Genomic DNA, 16,743 nt, shown 5'->3' with positions numbered 1-16,743 from the left:
ATGCTCTCCTTTGGTTGAAAAGGTTTAGTGCCACTTCCATTCTACGATCTCTTTGGGATCCGAGCCGTAGGTCTGGATATAGTTGTGGTGGTCGGCCAGGCGGTATTCGTACTGGCTGATCATGCTGTTAGCACACGCGGCAACACGCGGATTCCTGGCCGCGGCATGACGGATCGCCTGGATAATCAGGTCATAGCGGCTGGTACCATTGCGCACGTTCATATCGAATGGCGTGGTCGTCGTTCCTTCCTCGCGATATCCGTTGATGATCAGGCGATCGATATTGTGGCGTCCAAACAATAGCGTCTGTACCGCCGATGGATAGCCGTGGAAATTGATGATCACAGGGCAGTCTTTGGTGAAGAGCGCCTCGAACATATCCTGCTGCAGGCCGTGCGGATGTTCCGATTTATGCTGCAGTACAAACAGGTCGGTCACGTTAACGACGCGCACCCGCAATTCGGGCAGTTCGTCGCGCAAAATCTGCGCGGCCGCCAGGACCTCCAGCGTCGTGTTATCACCAATGCCGACCAGCACGACATCTGGATCAACGCCTTCGTCAGTACTGGCCCAGGGCCAGATGGACGCGCCAGCGCGGCAGTGGGCGATCGCCTCATCCATCGAGAGCCACTGCGGCATGCGTTGCTTGTTGGCGATGATAAGGTTGACTTTCCCGGTACTTTGCAGGCAGTGATCCATCGTGCTAACCAGGCAGTTGGCGTCCGGCGGCAGGTAGACACGGGCCACATTGGCTTTCTTGTTGAGTACGGAATTGATAAAGCCTGGATTCTGGTGGGAGAAGCCGTTGTGCTCCTGTCGCCACAGGGTCGAGGTCTCCAGGTAGTTAAGCGAGGGCACAGGCAGACGCCAGGGAAACTCGCCCGAGATCTTCAGGAACTTGGCAAACTGGTCCATCATTGATACGATGATGTTCAGGAAGGCTTCATAGGTTGGGAACAGACCATGACGGCCGGTGAGAATATACCCCTGTAGCCAGGCCTCACAGTTATGCTCGCTGAGCACCTCAACCACCTGTCCTCCCTGCGCGGCCACCTTTTCATTGTGTGGAGGCACAGGCCACTCGTATTCGCGCGGCTTCACGTCCAGCACCGCGCCCAGCTTATTGGATTGCAATTCATCGGGACTGAAGATGCGGAACAGATGGGGGTTGCGTCGAATCACCTCGCGCAGGTAGAGGGCTACCTGTTCCATACTGCTGACATTGGTACCACCACGGCGTGAGGGCATGCCACGGTCCACCTCAACGGCAAAGTCGCTGATCGGCGGCAGATCCAGTTCCTTCATGATCTTGCCACCGTAGGTATGGGGGTTCTTCCCCATGCGGCGGTCTCCGACCGGGCATTGCTCTAAAATCTCCGCTTTCGGTCGCCCCTCGTCTGTCACCAGCTCTTCAATATGATAGGAGCGCAACCACTGCTCCAGCAGCGCCAGGTGTTCAGGATTGCTCTTGGGATCTTCAATAGGAACCTGGTGGGAGCGGTACGATCCAACAATCGGTTCACCGTCGAGCTCTTTGATGGCGGTCATACCCGTGGGGGTACGCATAATGATCAATGGCCATTGTGGCTTGACCTGTGGCGTCCCCTGACGTGCCGCCTGCTGGATAGCACGGATCTCTCCATATGCCCAGTTCATGGCGGCATACATCTGCGCATCCAGATCATCGTTCTCGCCACCCTCAACGAAGCGAATCTGGTATCCATAACCGGTGAAGAGGCTTCCAAGCTCCTCATCCGCCATGGTGCCATAGATGGTTGGATTTGAGATTTTATATCCATTGAGATGCAAAATCGGCAGTACCGCACCCGATTCAACGGGATTGATGAATTTATAACAATGCCAGGCCGTCGCCGTTGGGCCGGTCTCGGCCTCACCATCACCCACGATACAGGCCACGATCAGGTTTGGATTATCCATGGCCGCACCAAAGGCGGTCGCCAGTGCATATCCCAGCTCACCACCTTCGTGAATGGTACCAGGCACGCCTGGATACAGATGGCTGGGGAAACCGCCAGGCCAGGAAAAACGCCGGATAAAATTATGCAAGCCCTGTTTGTCAAAGGTAAGTTGGGGATAGAAATCGTGCAGTGATCCTTCAAGGTAGAGGTTCGCCAGATTGGCTGGAGCTCCATGGCCAGGCCCGGTCACCAGAAACATATCCAGGTCGTGCTGCATAATCAAGCGATTCAAATGGGCATAGACCAGGTTGATGCCAGGGCTCGTCCCCCAGTGCCCCAACAAACGGTCTTTGATGTGCTCTGGCTTCAAAGGCTCCTCAAGCAACACATTATCCCTTAAATAGATCTGCGCTGCCGCCAGGTAGTTGGTAAAACGGCGATAGCGGGCAATCGCATCTAATTGAGCGGCATTTTGCTCACGGACACTGCCTGTCTCGATAGGCTTTATGGTAGGAACGTCGTTAACTAACTGTTTAGCCATAGACCCCATTTCTCTTTCGTGCTAGGAAAAGAGGCTGCATCTCTCATGTAACGCTCTTTTCTGTCTGTCTTTGCCGCATAAGTTCGAGTTCAAAGCAGAGATGAAGAAAAACTCCTCCCGATGTTTACACGAAATACAGCAGAAAAAGAGAAACATGCATGCATATGGCCTGGTTCATCTGCCAAAAACAGGAGAACCAGGCCATGCATATAATTACGTGCTACGACAATGCGTTAATTGGTTGCGACGGCGACATCATCCACATAGAATGAGGTCGGATTCGAGCTGTCATTGGTGCCCGTGAATGTGATCTCGATCGTCTGCCCTTTATAAGAGCTGATATCGAATGATGATTTCTGCCACTGACCCGTTGTACTACCATCACTCAATTTCTGTGATGTACTCAGGACGGTTCCACTCGTGTTACGGATTTGAATGGAGAGAAAATCATAGGAGTGTGTAGTTTCGGTGGTGTAGACATACCAGTAGTAGCTCAGGGTCGCCGTTGTACTGCTGGATGGTATAGTAATCGTCTGGTAGATTGTGTCCCGACAATTATCATAGCCGCATAAGTATGCCTCGTAAGAACCAGTATGGGGATTTGAGTTATCAACGATCTCGTATCCTCCACTGGAACTCTCTACCCAGGGCGAACTGCCACTCTCAAAACCACCATTCTGCAACAGGTTACCGGATGGCGTTGGCGTTGGCGTTGGCGTTGGCGTAGTTGTGGGTTGAGGCGTCGGGGTCGGGGTGTTGGTGGGGGTGCTGGTAGGTTGTGGTGTTGGCGTTGGGGGTGTGCTGGATCCACCAGAGGCCAGCCACTCCGTTCCGTTGGGAAAGAGAATATTGTCCTGTGCCGCCGGATCGTTCCAACCATTGTAACAGGTATTTCCGGAAGAGCAGGTGCCGTCATCAATCGCGGAGCTATCGCCCATAGCCAACACGCGACCGCTTCCATAGGCACTACCTGAGAAGAACACGCCTGTTGTGCCGGTGTTTGAATAGCTGTTGCGGTAGATGATACCATGGGCCGCGGAATTATCGGTCTTGTTCAAGGTCTCGGTGGTGCCGTTACGAATGATACTTCCCTGCGCCGTCCCAAAGGGTCCATTCAAGAGAGGGTCACCATTAGGGGTATCGTTGCTGGGATTTTCAGAGGAGATATTGAGGGCATCAAACTGGATGCCAAAGACATCGCTCTTGACCCCATTGTTGTTCATCAGATCGTTGAAGATCATGAGCGAGTCATAACCATCATTGTTGCGGTCGCTACCGGTGTGGTCGGCAATCATGAACAGGCCACCACCATTGCGCACAAAATTCAGGATGGCGGTCTTCTCGCTGCTGGTGAACAGGGTATTTGGCTCAGGAAGCACAAAGGCATTGAAGTGGCTAAGATCCTGGGGATTGCTGCTATTGCCATAGGTGATGGTGCTGGTGTTCGTTTTGAGGCTATAGCGACCCGTTTTCTGCAGCGCCACGCCCCAGGCGCTGATGCCACCGGTCCAATCGGTCTCTACCTGAGGATTGGGATTCTGAGCCAGCGGATCTGGCTGGCTGGTGCTGATGACCCAGTCGGCGTTGCCAGCGGTCTCGGCGTGCGCGTTATCAAATAGAACGTTGTAGGTTGCTGCGGCACGGGCAACATGATGAGATAAGGATTGTGGAACAAAGAGAATCGTGCCCAGACTAAAAAGAAAAACGAAGAGCAGAACGAAGAGTATGCGTAGACGTACATGTGGTTGCGACATAGCATCCTTCCCTTTCGCAGTCACGTTTGAACCATATGATGTCAGCACATACGTCTGCTAACAACTATGCGCTGCATATCCACTATAGGTTCTTTTCGCTCCTGTTGTTGGCAGCAGACAGGAGGCACAACACGAAGAGTGATGACGAGCAAGAAAATGCTTATCTATGCTTTATAACCGCATAGACTATAACTTTTCTTCTACTAAGAGTATATATGGTATTAACCAAAAAATCACCATTCAGAAGGGCTAAGTTCAGGATAAGCTGCATTTTCTAATCTTTTCTAATAAAACTATGCGGAATAGCTATGTGCTAGCACAAAGAGCCATGGCTAAGCATAGTTCTGCACGAACAAGGCTTGACTTCAAGTTGACTTGAATATGTACACTTCCTGTTAGCTCCTCTTTTATGACATAAGCGAGAGCATTCATCGTGTGATACAGAGCGTTGATAGTGCAGTTTTTGATAGAGAAAGGTAGAAGGTAATGAAGATTCTGGTGATTTCTGGCAGTTTGCGCGCCAGTTCGAGCAATACACGCCTGGCAAAGGCAATTATGGATCTGGCGCCTGCGGGGATCGAGACACAACTATATCAGGGGCTGGGAGATCTGCCTCATTTTACGCCTGACCTGGATGGAGATGATCCGCCAGTGTCGGTGGTCGCGTTACGCCAGCAGATTCAGACAGCCGATGGTGTACTTATATGCACACCAGAATACGCCTTCGGTGTGCCGGGTACGCTCAAAAACGCGCTCGACTGGACCGTGTCATCGGGTGACTTCTCCGAAAAGCCGGTGGCCGCGATCAGTGCCTCCCCTCTATGGGGTGGTGGAGACAAGGCTCACGCCTCATTGCTGCTGACATTAACCGCCCTGGGAACCCATATCCTGGAAGAAGGAAAGATCATCATCCCGATGATCAACAAAAAACTGGATGCCGAGGGCAACATAGTAGATTCTATCCTGGTCGAGAATTTTAAAGCCCTTTTCAACGCCTTCCAGCGTTCAACCACTTTATAGGGATAAAATAAAGGTTGTTTTGAGGAGTTGGTGCAACATCACAAGTGGCTGCATTCGCAGCCACTTGTGATGTTGCACCAACTCCTCAAAAACCAATTGTAAAGCACAGGAGTATCAGAAGGTGAAGGCTTCGTAGAAGTCGCCAATCTGAGCCAACGCATCACGAGGCGGTGCTGGCGGTCCATACGCCTTCCCCTGCGCGGCATCATTGTTTTGAGCCGGCGTGCTGACATCAAATTGGTGGTTGATGCTCGCCAGCGTGGGCAATCCAAAACGGCGCTCGATGAACTTCAGAATAGAACTATGCTCGTATAATTGACCAGAAACATAGCCGCGCCGGGCATAGGGCGAAATCACCAATGTCGGTACACGAAAACCCATACCATATGCATCTACCTGCGGAGGGGCAACATGATCAAAATAGCCACCACCTTCATCATAGGTAAAGAAAAGGGCAGAGCTGTTCCAGGAGCTAGAACCCATCAGGGCCTGAATAACCTGCTTCATCTTACTCTGTCCCGACTGAATATCTGTGGGCGGATGCTCGCTAATCAGCGATTCCGTGATCAAGAACGAAACCTGGGGCAATGTACCTTGCTCCAAATCGTTATAGTAGGTGCTCTCCGGCAAATAGAGTCGAGGATCATACTCCCATTTCTTAAAATATGCCAGCGCATTGTATCCTTCGAGCTGCGTTGGTAAGCTGCCAGTACCCAGCCCAAGATTATAACACTTCCAGCTGATGTTATGCTGGTCGAGCAGATCGGCGATGGTCGGCCAGTCGAGCTGTCCACCATTGATATTGTTGGTAGTATTGCCACCGCAGGTACCGCTCCACAGCGCCAGACGATTGGGGGTAGTGGGACCAAGCTGATAGCAGAAGTAATTTCCACATAGGGTAAACTGATCGGCAAGCGAGTAGTAGTACGCCAGGTCGGAGCCATTGTAATAGCCCATGGCATCGATACCATCTGTGGTATAGACGCCATCCATAGCTCCATTATCCCACTCGCTATGAATAGATTGCCAGGAATGGGAAACATCATTACTGATAGGCAGCGGAAAATGATAGGGCTTTACAGAGCCGCCGTTGCCATCTGGTTGCGCATAATTCTGGGGAACACCAAAGCTTCCGGCTCCGGGATAGTAACCGTAGTATTCGTCAAATGTACGATTTTCCTGGCAGGCAACCAGTACGTGGTTGATCGGATTAGACGCGGCGCTCGCATGCACCGACGTCTGTTCTACGGCTGCTAGAATCCCTTCCAAAGCAAAACCAGCTCCAGCGGCCGCGCTGAGCTGCTTTAAAACCTTACGGCGGGATTGAGGCTTCGTAGTCCATTGCTGCTGGTTCATACATCTCCTCATCATATAGGTGTAATTTATATTTGCTTTATAAAAATAGAGTGCAGACTCTATTTTTATAAAGCAGTACCCTATGAACCATCATATAATCAGTATATTTATTCACCGTTAAGGAGTACGCAAACATACAGTTAACGCGATGTTATAGCGTTGTAATGTGAGCTCATCATCGATGTAATATTGGGTATAAAAAGATGAAAACGGCCATAACGGCATTGATGATTACTCATCAACTGTGTGGTATGATAGCTGATGGGGACGAAGTATGCTTCCGCTAGCCTCTCACCTTTGATGAGCAGGTCTTTCTTATCTTTATTTTGATAGAAGCCCTTTACATACAAGCTCTTCACCCATCATGAGGACTAACGCGCAAATCTTACGCAAAGAATAGGATGGAATCTATTTATGCCAACCACAATCGCATTTCAGCAACGCTATGGCCCATGGGCCCTGGTCACAGGCGCGGCATCAGGACTCGGCAAAGAATTTACCAATCAACTTGCGGCACGCCAGCTGAATGTCGTTGCTATCGATATCCAACCAGACAAACTGCAGGAACAGGTTGCGTTCCTACAGCGAGAATATGGTGTACAGACAAAGGCTCTGGTTGTTGACCTGGCTGATCCCGCATTTCTCACCGAGGTACAAAAGGGAACAGATGATCTGGAGATAGGATTGGTCGCCAACGTGGCGGGGCTTTCTTCGGTTGCTCCGCTGCTTGATGTGCCTTTGGAGACGCTGCAGCGGCAGATCGCTATCAATTGCTACGCGCCCCTGACACTCTCGCACCACTTTGGACGCTTGATGCGCGAGCGTGGACGAGGAGGTATTGTCTTCTTTTCATCTGCCTCCGCCTTGCAAGGGACAGCGCTCGTCACGAACTATGCGGCTACAAAAGCCTACAATCTGATTCTGGCCGAGGGGCTATGGGACGAGCTGCGCAGTTCGGGGGTCGATGTGCTGGGATTCGCGCCTGGCGCTACCAATACCCCCGGCTTCCATTACGCGCAGCCACATTATAAATCGGTTACCATGCCCTATATGGAGGCCACACCAACGGTCGCAGAGGCGATTGCCGCCCTGGGACGTACCCCGAGCCATATTGCCGGGCGTGGCAATCGGGCTGCCGCCATTTTAACCACGCGTATCCTACCACGCAAACAGGCCATCAAACTTTTCGGCGATAACATGCGCAAGCTCTATCCCCATCACCTCACATCAGGCAAGAACGAAATTTAACCATGTCATTGCTCACCCTTAGTATTCGGAACAAGGGTGGGCAATGGTATATTCAGGATGGGTCAACCAGAGGAGGTTCGGTGATATGACCACCCAGATCGCCGAGTTCGGGGACATCGATACCCTGGATGCCCAGGAGAATGACGAGCTCTCCACCATGATGCAAATCATGTGACATGATGCGCCAGATCGTCCACTGGCGCGAGATGGCGTAGGTCTTTCCCCAGTATGTATGCTGATAAGTCTGAGCGAGATCGCTGATAGTCCAGGTATGAAGCGTAGTCTCGATCATATGCCAGGTCACTTCCAGGCGTCGAACCAGTTCCGCCGCGTTTTCGACGATACGCGATTCCTCCTCCCATCCCTCGACCTGACGAGCTGCTTCCTCACTGCCTGGCGCCTGCATCCGTTGGAACCAGCCAACCCGCCCCAGGCTCAGGTGGCTGGCGATCTCTCCCACCGATCGCAGATGCGGCGCGGCCCGATAGGACAACTGCTGAGGGGAAAGCGGAGCAATAGCCTGTACCAGGCTGCGCTGATGACCATCCCATCCCTCATACACGCTTGCCAGCGAAGATGTACCAGTTATCATCAAAAAAACTCCTCTTCGATGTACGCCTTCCAGTACGACTGATATACAATAAAAGCGCGCCCATACCGCTTTAATAGAAAGTATGGGCGCGCAGGTGCAATCTAACTGTGAACTACTAGCGAAGATCAGGAGTTGCCACGCAGATTGATCTGGAAATAGATCTCATCATTATGGTTTCCATAAACCCCATCGATAACGTCGCTTCTGGAGTTCCCGCTTCTAGGTACCGTAAAGGTGGGCGAATGGCAGAAGTCATCATCCGCGCAACCAGGATTACTGGAGATGGGAAGCGATACCGCGGACATGAGCTGAGTTCCATCGGTATCTGTGCTGGTCCCCGGATAGACATTCAGCGAAGTGCCGTCCTGGCTCATCGCGATCACGTAGAAATGTCCCTGACTATCCTGCGTAATACGCGCCTTGGTGCCCAACGAGAACGAGATATCCAGCCTGACATCTTTCACCAGATGCCCACCCTCAATAATAGCATGATGCGGCCCATCATACAGATTATTATAGAGGATATGCACCTTGCCCTGGGTATCAATGTAGCTATCTGTCAGGTACGTGATATCGTAATCGGTGTTGTTCTGTGGCGGCACTACTCCGGTAACGTCGATAAAGGTCAGTTTGGGATTTGCTACGTTTACGTCCTGGGTGTAAAAATACCCAATGTCGTTAAAGATGTAATCGAAGCCGGTAGACGCTGTTAATCCAAGCTCTTCCCGTTTAACATCACGCATGGCTGTGATCGTCAGATCACCCTTATCACCCAGGAAGAAAAAGGCATAGGTATAGCGGCAATCCAGGGTGTTCTTATGGAAGGTCCATTGATGTGTAGACGAGGAATAATACGACCAGAAGAAACGGCCAGGTACATCATCCTCAGTGGTCTGATAAACGACCATATCACCCTTTGTATTAATAGTGGCACCGGCATAACCCTGATCTGTCGACCAGTTGCCAGCTACATCCTCCTGCTCAAAAGTTCTGCCCAGATCTTTTGAATACAGATGCACTAGCGTTCCCTTTGTCCCCGGCCAGGTGAACAGGTGAAGCTCGTCGCCAGGACCAACAAGAATATTAATCGGCTCCGCCCCTGCGTCACCTTTCTTCAACTCTTCCCACTTGCCACCTGAGATCTGATGCATCAGGTGCCAGGTGCGGTCCTTCAAGCCTGTACCCGCACTAATATAGACGGTAAAAAGATCTCCGGTAGAAGTCCGTACGATACGGCTCTTTTGCACTCCCCAGCTATTAGGTACATATGACCCATCCGTACCAAATGCACTATTCGTTACCTGTTCCAGGTTTGTCAGGACGGGGTTGCCAGGGGTAGATGTAGCCGTGGCAGTTGGCGTATCCGTTGCTGTCGCCGTGGCGGACAATGTCGGAGTGGCAGTCGGCGTCACCGTTGGCGTTGGTGAATTAGCCGTACAGGATCCGGTAGAAACAGGCGTGCCCGTTGGCGTTGCGGTAGCTGTTGTCGTCGGGGTATCTGTTGGCGTTGGCGTATCCGTTGCTGTTGGGGGGGCCGTCGGCACAGGAGTCGGCCTGGGTGTGACAGTCGATTGTGCTGGCTGCGTCGGATTTGGATTCGAACCCTGCGTCGAAGGCGGATTAGTCGGCTGCGGTACTATTCCATTGTTAGAACCTGTTGTATCGGGTTGCGTTGCTATAGGATACGAAGGTTGATCCGCTACAGGACCGCTTGAAGTTGAGGGTGGATAATCAGTTGAAGTTGGATACGTGTCTGTTGGCGTCGATGTGTCTGCTCCCGATGGATTCGTTGATGGGTCGATCGTAGGGGGAAAAGGAGGCACATCCGTATTGGCCGGGGTCGATGTAACCGGGGGTACAAATGGTTTGGCCGGTCCATCGCTGGTATGAACCATGCTGGCTTGCAGGCCGTGCCAGAGAGGCGAACTGGCCCTGGCCGGCATAAATTCGCCGAGGCCAGATGCAAGCGAAATAAAAAAGATAACCAGAACCAGTACAGACGCCATCAGGCGCTGACGAGTCTTCCAGAAGAGCGGAAGATTGGCTGGCACATTTTTTCCTCTGGCGAGCTGGCGTTGAAAAGATGAGAAACTATCTTTGGAAACGCTTAAATACTTGAACAACGCCCTACGAAAAGCAAATAAAAGCCTATTCAATATACACTATCCCTTCCTTGAATAGCTTACCAACGGGCATCCAATCTATTACAGCATTGCCCTATCTGATACATGCGCTTTGTTTTTTATGCGTAGTTGCCATGAATTAAAAATAGTTTTCTTCATTATTGTATGCATTAATTCTATTATATGCGCTTCAAGGGATTCTTTCAACCTCCACAGTTTTAAAGTTTTTTACATTATCATTACATATGAGCTCAATTACACCGTCTACTCGCATAAATCTTATAATTATCCATATTACCATCTTTTTCTCCCAACTATTATGTCTATCGATGAAAGTACTCTGGGATGTGCTTAAGGCCACCATCAAGGTCCATAGACAAAGCTCGCCCGTGATCAGTACGAGCAAGCTTTCCATTTTTTCTGACAGCAATATAGCGGATTACGTTATGCCGTTAATAGCGGAATACGGCTGCGGCTAACTGGCCGCCGATAGCATCGGGTTGATTAAGGATATAGACGGCACCACCATGCAGGACACATTGGGTGGCCGCCCGCTCCAGCAAATCATCATCTCCGGGCATGGCGGTCTCATGCACCTCCATAGCCTCGGTGAGTGGATTAAAGCGGCCCCACTGTTCGTGGTCGCGTGCGATGAATAAGGAGGCGATACGTCCCTCATGGGCGGCGGGCACGACCAGGGTAATATTGTTGGAGGCCATCTCCGTCCCGACGTTCTCCTGATACTGTGCCAGCGCCTGCCGCTGCCCCTGTTCCAGCACTGGCTCGACCAGTGGCAGGGTTTTCTGATGCAGTTCCTGAGGTGATAGCTCATCTGGATTGCCTGCCAGGCTATTTTCAAGCAGATGAGGATACGTATTGGCCTTGCGATACAGGGCCGTCAGGTATTCTACCCCCGCCAGCACCATCGGAACGGTTTCGTCATGCAGGAGCTCGCGCAACCCATGGTTGATCTGCTGAAAGTAGCGTGTCAATTGCTCTTTGGCCTCGTCGCTCTCGCCTTTGCCATGAAAGACCAGCGTGTGCCGTCCACTTTTGCCTACCAGCGCTCCAGAACCAGTGCTATGGTACTGCAGTTCTTTCTCGGGTTGTTCATACTGCAGCGTCGCCGCGAGGCTTTCGGGAACCTGCTCTGGCAGGAGAACATCCTGTACCGTATAGCGCGTCCCCTCCAGTAACCTGATCTCATTTTGCGAGAGCGCCAGCACATAGAAGCGTCCGTCATTGGCCAGGAAAGATAGTAGAGGCTTGAGATAGAAGTGTGAACTGATCACCTGCTGCTCCTTGACGCGCTCTGGCAGGTGATAGCAGTGAAACTGATCCAGGCTACGGAAGATGGCCAGGCCCTGACATGGTTCAAGCCATAATTCGTGATTATCGGGCAACTTCAACAATGGCTTTAGCAATTCACTTTTCATACTGGCAAATTGCGCATGCTGCTCCAGTTGCTTCTCGATCTCACGCAGTTGATTACGCAGTCGCACCGGATTCTGTTGTGTCTCTGGTCCAACTTGCTCAACGGGCATAAACAATGAAATACAGGGATCGTAATGTTCTTCCATCAATGTCTTGACTTCAAATCTGGATGGTATCTGCATGAGATTGTACTCCCCTCGCTTACGTTCATAGCAACAGAGCACCATTGTTTCTTCCACAACATACACGGCGGTTCATTCAATGAACGAATCAGATCATCACGATGGGACAGTATAACCTCAGCGCAACCATTATCATTCAGCCATACAAAAAAGCCAGGTCGAAACATCAATCCTTATGCAGGAATATCTCAACCTGGCTCGTGTGCTCAAGACGGATTATTTCGTGGGCCGATCAAGCGCGATAACCGGGATCTCGCGCGACGTCTTCTGCTGGTATTCCGCGTAGGGAGGAAAAACTTCCGCCGCACGTTTGTACGCCCTTGCCCGCTCTTCGCCAGTGAGGATTTTCGCAGCGGTCGTGAACTTCTCGTTCCCTACCTCCACGGTCACCTCCGGATGAGCGAGAATGTTTAGATACCAATCGGGATGTTTGGGATTACCACCTTTTGAGGCCACAGCCAGGATGCGGTCACCGTCGGGCACATACATCAAAGGAATGATGCGTTCCTGGCCCGATCTGGCTCCCTTCGTGGTCAGCAGGATCAAGGGCGCCCAGCCTTCAACCTTGCCACCGTTGGCGCGAAACTCCTTGATCACCCCTTCATTTCGCTCTTGCCATGGATTCATGATATTTGCCTTTCCATCTATCAAAGATAAAGAAAAATTTTTAGCGTGATGCGCTTTCTATTTTATCATATGAGTCTGGATGTCCCGCCAGACCAGCTCAACGACCTCGTGTACAGCACGTTCAACAAGGGGTGAAAGGGCGGTACCGGCACGGAAGCGTTCGCCCTCAATACCATAGATGAGCAGGTCGGATGGCAATCTGTTGAGCGCCCGCGCCAGTTGTATGGCTTCACCGACCCCAAAGGCATGCGAGGAGCAAAATATGGGAGCGGCAAGAGCCATGTTTGTTCCATGGGGATCGAGACGATGTACCGTCCCTGGACACGCCCCCGACGCAACGGCATCGATCAGGATCACGCGTTCAGCGTGCGCCCAGGCATCTAGCAGCCACGCGCCATCGCCATCAGACTCAAGGCAGGTCACGCCATCGGGGAGTTGCTTCTCTTTCAACATCTGGAGAACCAGCAATCCTGCGCCATCATCGCTGCGATAGCCGTTGCCGATCCCAATCACCAGCATGCGCCCGGACATACTTACTGCTACCTTTCTATCACGGTCCCCTACTTTATGCGCGTGCTATGTGCACACGCAAAAAATGCGTGGCACATGAGATGCAGGGATCATAGTTGCGGATCGCTTGCTCACATTTCCAGGTCAGTTCATCATCGGGCAGTTGGATGATGCGCTCCACATAGCTTCTGAGATCCTGTTCGATCATCTTCTGATTCTGTGACGTTGGCGGGACGATCCTGGCGTCCCGAATAATACCCTGCTCGTCAATGGTATATCTATGGTAGAGCAGGCCGCGTGGCGCCTCTGTACAGGCATAACCGGTCGCGTTCCGTGGTAGCGGTGGCACACACGGCTGTTGAGGCATCTCGTACTGCTCGATGAGGCGCAGGGCTTCGTCGAAGGCGTAGAGCACCTCGATGCTGCGCACGATAATGCTCTTAAAAGGATTGCGGCAGGTCGCCTCCATATCCACAGATCGCGCTGCTTCTTGCGCCAGTGGCGAGAGACGGCTGAAATTGAGATTGTAGCGCGCCAGCGGTCCAGTCATATAGGCGCCCCGTCCTTTCAAGCGTGAGTGGAGCGCGTTGGAATATGGCACCTGCTCTTCAATAAAATGATCGTCATACTCTCGGGCGGTGATATCAAGACCCTGATTGGAGATTATCCGCCCCTCATTCATTGGATATTCATCGGGATGACCGAGGGCGACAAATTCATAATCCTGCTGAAAGTCGGGGAAGGGGAGTTGCGCCACCCAGCGCACCGTTTCCAGAGCGTTATCTCTACCGCGACGCAGTTGTTCTGCCAGGGATGCAAACTCCTGCGGCATGGGTACCTTATAAAAGCCGCCAATCTTGACATTGACGGGGTGCACGGCACGACCACCTAGAAACTCAATGATGGCATTACCCGCCTTCTTCATCTGCAGGCCGCGCTGCACAACGTCAGGATAGTCCCGCGCCATCTGCCAGGCCGAGGAGTAGCCGAGGAAGTCAGGGGCGTGCAGCATGTAGATATGCAACGTATGGCTCTCGATCCATTCTCCGCAATAGAGCAGGCGCCGCAGGGCGCGCAGTTGTCCCTCCACCCTGACTCCACAGGCATCCTCCATGGCGTGTACTGCGCTCATCTGGTAGGCCACGGGACAGATGCCGCAGATGCGGGCGGTAATGTCGGGCGCCTCACCAAATGCGCGCCCACGCAAAAACGCCTCGAAGAAGCGCGGCGGCTCAATGATCTTTAATTCAACATCCTGTACCACGTCATCTTTCATCTTGATGAAAAGGCTCCCCTCGCCCTCAACCCGAGTCAGGTAATCAATGATGATATTTCTATTATTCATAATGATGTGCTCTCCCGGCGAAACGGCTCGGCATACGCGTTGAAGGTCTGTAGCTGACGCCTGATCTCTGCGTTCGTCATTCCCACGCGCCGAAACTGGCGGCTCAGCGATATCAGGTTGGGAGTCTCCTTGGGACCATAGCAGCCATAACAGCCGCGATTGAACGAGGGGCAGATTGCTCCACAGCCGGCATGCGTCACGGGACCCAGACAAGGTGTCCCGTGCGCGACCATGACGCAAACATTGCCTGCTTGCTTACACTCCAGACAGACGCTATGGGCGGGAATGTTGGGCCTGCGATGCCGCAAAAAGGCATTGATGATCTCCAGCAACTGGTGCTTGTTTATGGGGCACCCGTGCAGTTCAAAGTCAACCGAGACATGCGCGGAGATGGGAGTCGAGGTGCTTAGCGTCTTGATGTACGCGGGAGAGGCATAGACGAGATCGGTGAACTCGCGCACATCCTGAAAGTTGCGCAGGGCCTGGATGCCGCCCGCTGTCGCGCAGGCCCCAATGGTCACCAAGTACCGCGAGACTTGCCGCACATGCTGGATACGCTCCGCGTCCTCAGGGGTAGTAATCGATCCCTCGACCAGCGAGAGATCATAGGGTCCACTCACGACGGCACGGGATGCCTCCTGGAAGTTGGCGATCTCCAGCGTCGCGGTCAGCGCCAGCAGTTCATCCTCGCAGTCCAGCAAACTCAACTGGCAACCATCACAGGAGGCGAATTTCCAGACCGCCAGTTTAGGTTTCTGTCCCTGGCTCATCTTAGATCTCCCGTTTAAATAGTAGGTCTCGCACCCGTATGTAGGACAGCACCGGCCCATCCTTGCAAACAAAGGTGGGACCATACTGGCAGTGTCCACAATGGCCAATGGCACACTTCATGTTACGCTCCATCGATATATATATCTGTTCGCATGGGACACCACATCTCTCTAACTCATTGACGACAAAGCGCATCATGATCTCTGGCCCGCAGACAAACGCCAGTGTGTTCAGCGGTTCAAAAAAGGCGCGCCCGATCAATTTAGGAACGACACCAACACTGCCGCGCCAGCGCTCACTGGCCCGATCGACCGTTACGACAACATCCAGGTCCAGTCGGGCACGCCAGCGTTCACAGTCCACGCGATAGAGAATGTCCTCAGGCGTGCGCGCACCATAGAGCAGTGTCACGCGGCCAAAGTTTTGGCGGTGAGCACTAACGTAATGCATGACAGAGCGCAACGGCGCGAGTCCCAAACCACCGGCTATCAACAACAGATCTTTGCCCTCGGCCTGATCAAGCGGCCAGGGACGTCCAAAGGGGCCACGCACCCCAAGCACGGCTCCCGGTTGCATCCCGCAGAGTGCGTTTGAAACGTTACCAACCGCGCGAATAGTATGAACCATCTGCTCCGGATGATCCGGATCGCCGCTGATCGAGATCGGTATTTCACCCACCCCAAACACATATAGCATATTGAACTGCCCGCACGAGAAAAGAAGCCGGTTGCTATTGTCCGCCTCCTCAAGCTCAAAGGTCACAATATTGGGAAGCTCATCCTGCCTGCGCCGGATACGATACCAGCGTGGTAGCATAGGTATAGGATCAATTTTGTCTGTCAGTATCATCAACTACCTCCCGCCCCGGTCTGGTAAATATCAAGCAGTTGCAGGCGCGTTGTTTGTAGCCTCCGCATAACGATATATGCTACCCGCTTGACGAGTCGATATCCAAAAACATTGTCGTTCTCGCACATGTAACGCAGAGATGCTCCATGCAGCGCAATGGCCTTGACCTTCTCGATAACATGGGCACTAAAATGCCAGCAATACGGCTCGAATAACCATGACCAGCCCAATACCTCGCCCGCCTCGATGGTCTCGATGGAGAGAGCGCCGCGATCGGCCGCAAAGGTCTCCAGCGCAACTTTGCCCTCGATAATCACATAGAAATATTCGGCTGGCTGACCTTCATGAAAGATATACTGATTGGGCTCATACTCAACCGGCGTGGCCAGGGCGGCCAGTTGATGGAGATAGTACAGGGGCAGATCTTTGAAAAAAGGATGGGCAATCAGGATCTGTTCACACGTTGGCATGG

Annotated in this window: 14 protein-coding genes; 2 read left to right on the top strand and 12 right to left on the bottom strand. The window is 52.3% G+C overall.

Annotated features, from left to right (window positions below; genetic code table 11):
* Positions 1 to 24: 24 nt before the first annotated feature.
* Positions 25 to 2,460, bottom strand: coding sequence for a phosphoketolase family protein (locus KTT_RS34720; protein ID WP_126602699.1), 2,436 nt, complete (start codon positions 2,458 to 2,460; stop codon positions 25 to 27).
* A gap of 233 nt (positions 2,461 to 2,693) precedes the next feature.
* Complete coding sequence (locus KTT_RS34715) at positions 2,694 to 4,214, bottom strand: M6 family metallopeptidase (protein ID WP_126602696.1); 1,521 nt, start codon at positions 4,212 to 4,214, stop codon at positions 2,694 to 2,696.
* Between the two features lie 486 nt (positions 4,215 to 4,700).
* Between KTT_RS34715 and KTT_RS34710 the strand changes: the two genes are divergently transcribed.
* Complete coding sequence (locus tag KTT_RS34710) at positions 4,701 to 5,234, top strand: NADPH-dependent FMN reductase (RefSeq protein ID WP_126602694.1); 534 nt, start codon at positions 4,701 to 4,703, stop codon at positions 5,232 to 5,234.
* 114 nt (positions 5,235 to 5,348) lie between these two features.
* On the opposite strand, the gene KTT_RS34705 is transcribed toward KTT_RS34710, so the two are convergent.
* Positions 5,349 to 6,590, bottom strand: coding sequence for a phospholipase C (locus KTT_RS34705; RefSeq protein ID WP_160146357.1), 1,242 nt, complete (start codon positions 6,588 to 6,590; stop codon positions 5,349 to 5,351).
* A 414-nt stretch (positions 6,591 to 7,004) separates the two neighbouring features.
* On the opposite strand from KTT_RS34705, the gene KTT_RS34700 reads away from it, so the two are divergent.
* A complete protein-coding gene (locus KTT_RS34700; protein WP_126602690.1) occupies positions 7,005 to 7,838 on the top strand; it encodes an SDR family NAD(P)-dependent oxidoreductase in 834 nt (277 codons plus the stop codon).
* A gap of 52 nt (positions 7,839 to 7,890) precedes the next feature.
* Here the strand turns inward: KTT_RS34700 and KTT_RS34695 are convergent, their stop codons facing one another.
* The 9 genes from KTT_RS34695 to KTT_RS34650 all read right to left on the bottom strand — a co-directional run bounded on the left by KTT_RS34695 (position 7,891) and on the right by KTT_RS34650 (position 16,741).
* Complete coding sequence (locus tag KTT_RS34695) at positions 7,891 to 8,430, bottom strand: DinB family protein (protein WP_126602688.1); 540 nt, start codon at positions 8,428 to 8,430, stop codon at positions 7,891 to 7,893.
* Between the two features lie 125 nt (positions 8,431 to 8,555).
* Positions 8,556 to 10,481 (bottom strand): hypothetical protein, encoded by a 1,926-nt coding sequence (locus KTT_RS36365; RefSeq protein ID WP_160146356.1) that lies wholly within the window; start codon positions 10,479 to 10,481, stop codon positions 8,556 to 8,558.
* A gap of 524 nt (positions 10,482 to 11,005) precedes the next feature.
* Complete coding sequence (locus KTT_RS34680; RefSeq protein ID WP_126602682.1) at positions 11,006 to 12,169, bottom strand: baeRF3 domain-containing protein; 1,164 nt, start codon at positions 12,167 to 12,169, stop codon at positions 11,006 to 11,008.
* A gap of 216 nt (positions 12,170 to 12,385) precedes the next feature.
* Positions 12,386 to 12,796, bottom strand: coding sequence for a nitroreductase family deazaflavin-dependent oxidoreductase (locus KTT_RS34675; protein ID WP_126602680.1), 411 nt, complete (start codon positions 12,794 to 12,796; stop codon positions 12,386 to 12,388).
* Positions 12,797 to 12,853: 57 nt separating this feature from the next.
* Complete coding sequence (locus KTT_RS34670; protein WP_218031078.1) at positions 12,854 to 13,327, bottom strand: hydrogenase maturation protease; 474 nt, start codon at positions 13,325 to 13,327, stop codon at positions 12,854 to 12,856.
* 34 nt (positions 13,328 to 13,361) lie between these two features.
* On the bottom strand, positions 13,362 to 14,651 hold the full coding sequence (locus KTT_RS34665) for a Ni/Fe hydrogenase subunit alpha (RefSeq protein ID WP_126602678.1): 1,290 nt from the start codon (positions 14,649 to 14,651) through the stop codon (positions 13,362 to 13,364).
* Positions 14,648 to 15,421: an NADH-quinone oxidoreductase subunit B family protein gene (locus tag KTT_RS34660; protein WP_126602676.1), complete on the bottom strand. Its 774-nt coding sequence runs from the start codon at positions 15,419 to 15,421 to the stop codon at positions 14,648 to 14,650. The genes KTT_RS34665 and KTT_RS34660 overlap by 4 nt, the downstream gene beginning before the upstream one ends.
* 1 nt (position 15,422) lies before the next feature.
* Positions 15,423 to 16,271 (bottom strand): FAD/NAD(P)-binding protein, encoded by an 849-nt coding sequence (locus KTT_RS34655; protein ID WP_126602674.1) that lies wholly within the window; start codon positions 16,269 to 16,271, stop codon positions 15,423 to 15,425.
* Positions 16,271 to 16,741 (bottom strand): cyclic nucleotide-binding domain-containing protein, encoded by a 471-nt coding sequence (locus tag KTT_RS34650; protein WP_126602672.1) that lies wholly within the window; start codon positions 16,739 to 16,741, stop codon positions 16,271 to 16,273. The genes KTT_RS34655 and KTT_RS34650 overlap by 1 nt, the downstream gene beginning before the upstream one ends.
* Between the last annotated feature and the right edge of the window lie 2 nt (positions 16,742 to 16,743).

It is taken from the genome of Dictyobacter aurantiacus (assembly GCF_003967515.1).
Taxonomy (GTDB): domain Bacteria; phylum Chloroflexota; class Ktedonobacteria; order Ktedonobacterales; family Ktedonobacteraceae; genus Dictyobacter; species Dictyobacter aurantiacus.
Note: the sequence above shows the minus strand (reverse complement) of the source record. Positions and strands in the feature narration are given on the sequence as shown.

What these genes read in the sequence shown, in the direction of transcription:
- KTT_RS34710 (WP_126602694.1), top strand. Translation starts at nt 4,701, where the DNA reads ATGAAGATTCTGGTGATTTCTGGCAGTTTGCGCGCCAGTTCGAGCAAT.
- KTT_RS34700 (WP_126602690.1), top strand. Translation starts at nt 7,005, where the DNA reads ATGCCAACCACAATCGCATTTCAGCAACGCTATGGCCCATGGGCCCTG.
- KTT_RS34670 (WP_218031078.1), bottom strand. Translation starts at nt 13,327, where the DNA reads ATGTCCGGGCGCATGCTGGTGATTGGGATCGGCAACGGCTATCGCAGC.
- KTT_RS34665 (WP_126602678.1), bottom strand. Translation starts at nt 14,651, where the DNA reads ATGAATAATAGAAATATCATCATTGATTACCTGACTCGGGTTGAGGGC.
- KTT_RS34650 (WP_126602672.1), bottom strand. Translation starts at nt 16,741, where the DNA reads ATGCCAACGTGTGAACAGATCCTGATTGCCCATCCTTTTTTCAAAGAT.
- KTT_RS34680 (WP_126602682.1), bottom strand. Translation starts at nt 12,169, where the DNA reads ATGCAGATACCATCCAGATTTGAAGTCAAGACATTGATGGAAGAACAT.
- KTT_RS34695 (WP_126602688.1), bottom strand. Translation starts at nt 8,430, where the DNA reads ATGATAACTGGTACATCTTCGCTGGCAAGCGTGTATGAGGGATGGGAT.
- KTT_RS34720 (WP_126602699.1), bottom strand. Translation starts at nt 2,460, where the DNA reads ATGGCTAAACAGTTAGTTAACGACGTTCCTACCATAAAGCCTATCGAG.
- KTT_RS34660 (WP_126602676.1), bottom strand. Translation starts at nt 15,421, where the DNA reads ATGAGCCAGGGACAGAAACCTAAACTGGCGGTCTGGAAATTCGCCTCC.
- KTT_RS34715 (WP_126602696.1), bottom strand. Translation starts at nt 4,214, where the DNA reads ATGTCGCAACCACATGTACGTCTACGCATACTCTTCGTTCTGCTCTTC.
- KTT_RS34655 (WP_126602674.1), bottom strand. Translation starts at nt 16,271, where the DNA reads ATGATACTGACAGACAAAATTGATCCTATACCTATGCTACCACGCTGG.
- KTT_RS34705 (WP_160146357.1), bottom strand. Translation starts at nt 6,590, where the DNA reads ATGAACCAGCAGCAATGGACTACGAAGCCTCAATCCCGCCGTAAGGTT.
- KTT_RS34675 (WP_126602680.1), bottom strand. Translation starts at nt 12,796, where the DNA reads ATGAATCCATGGCAAGAGCGAAATGAAGGGGTGATCAAGGAGTTTCGC.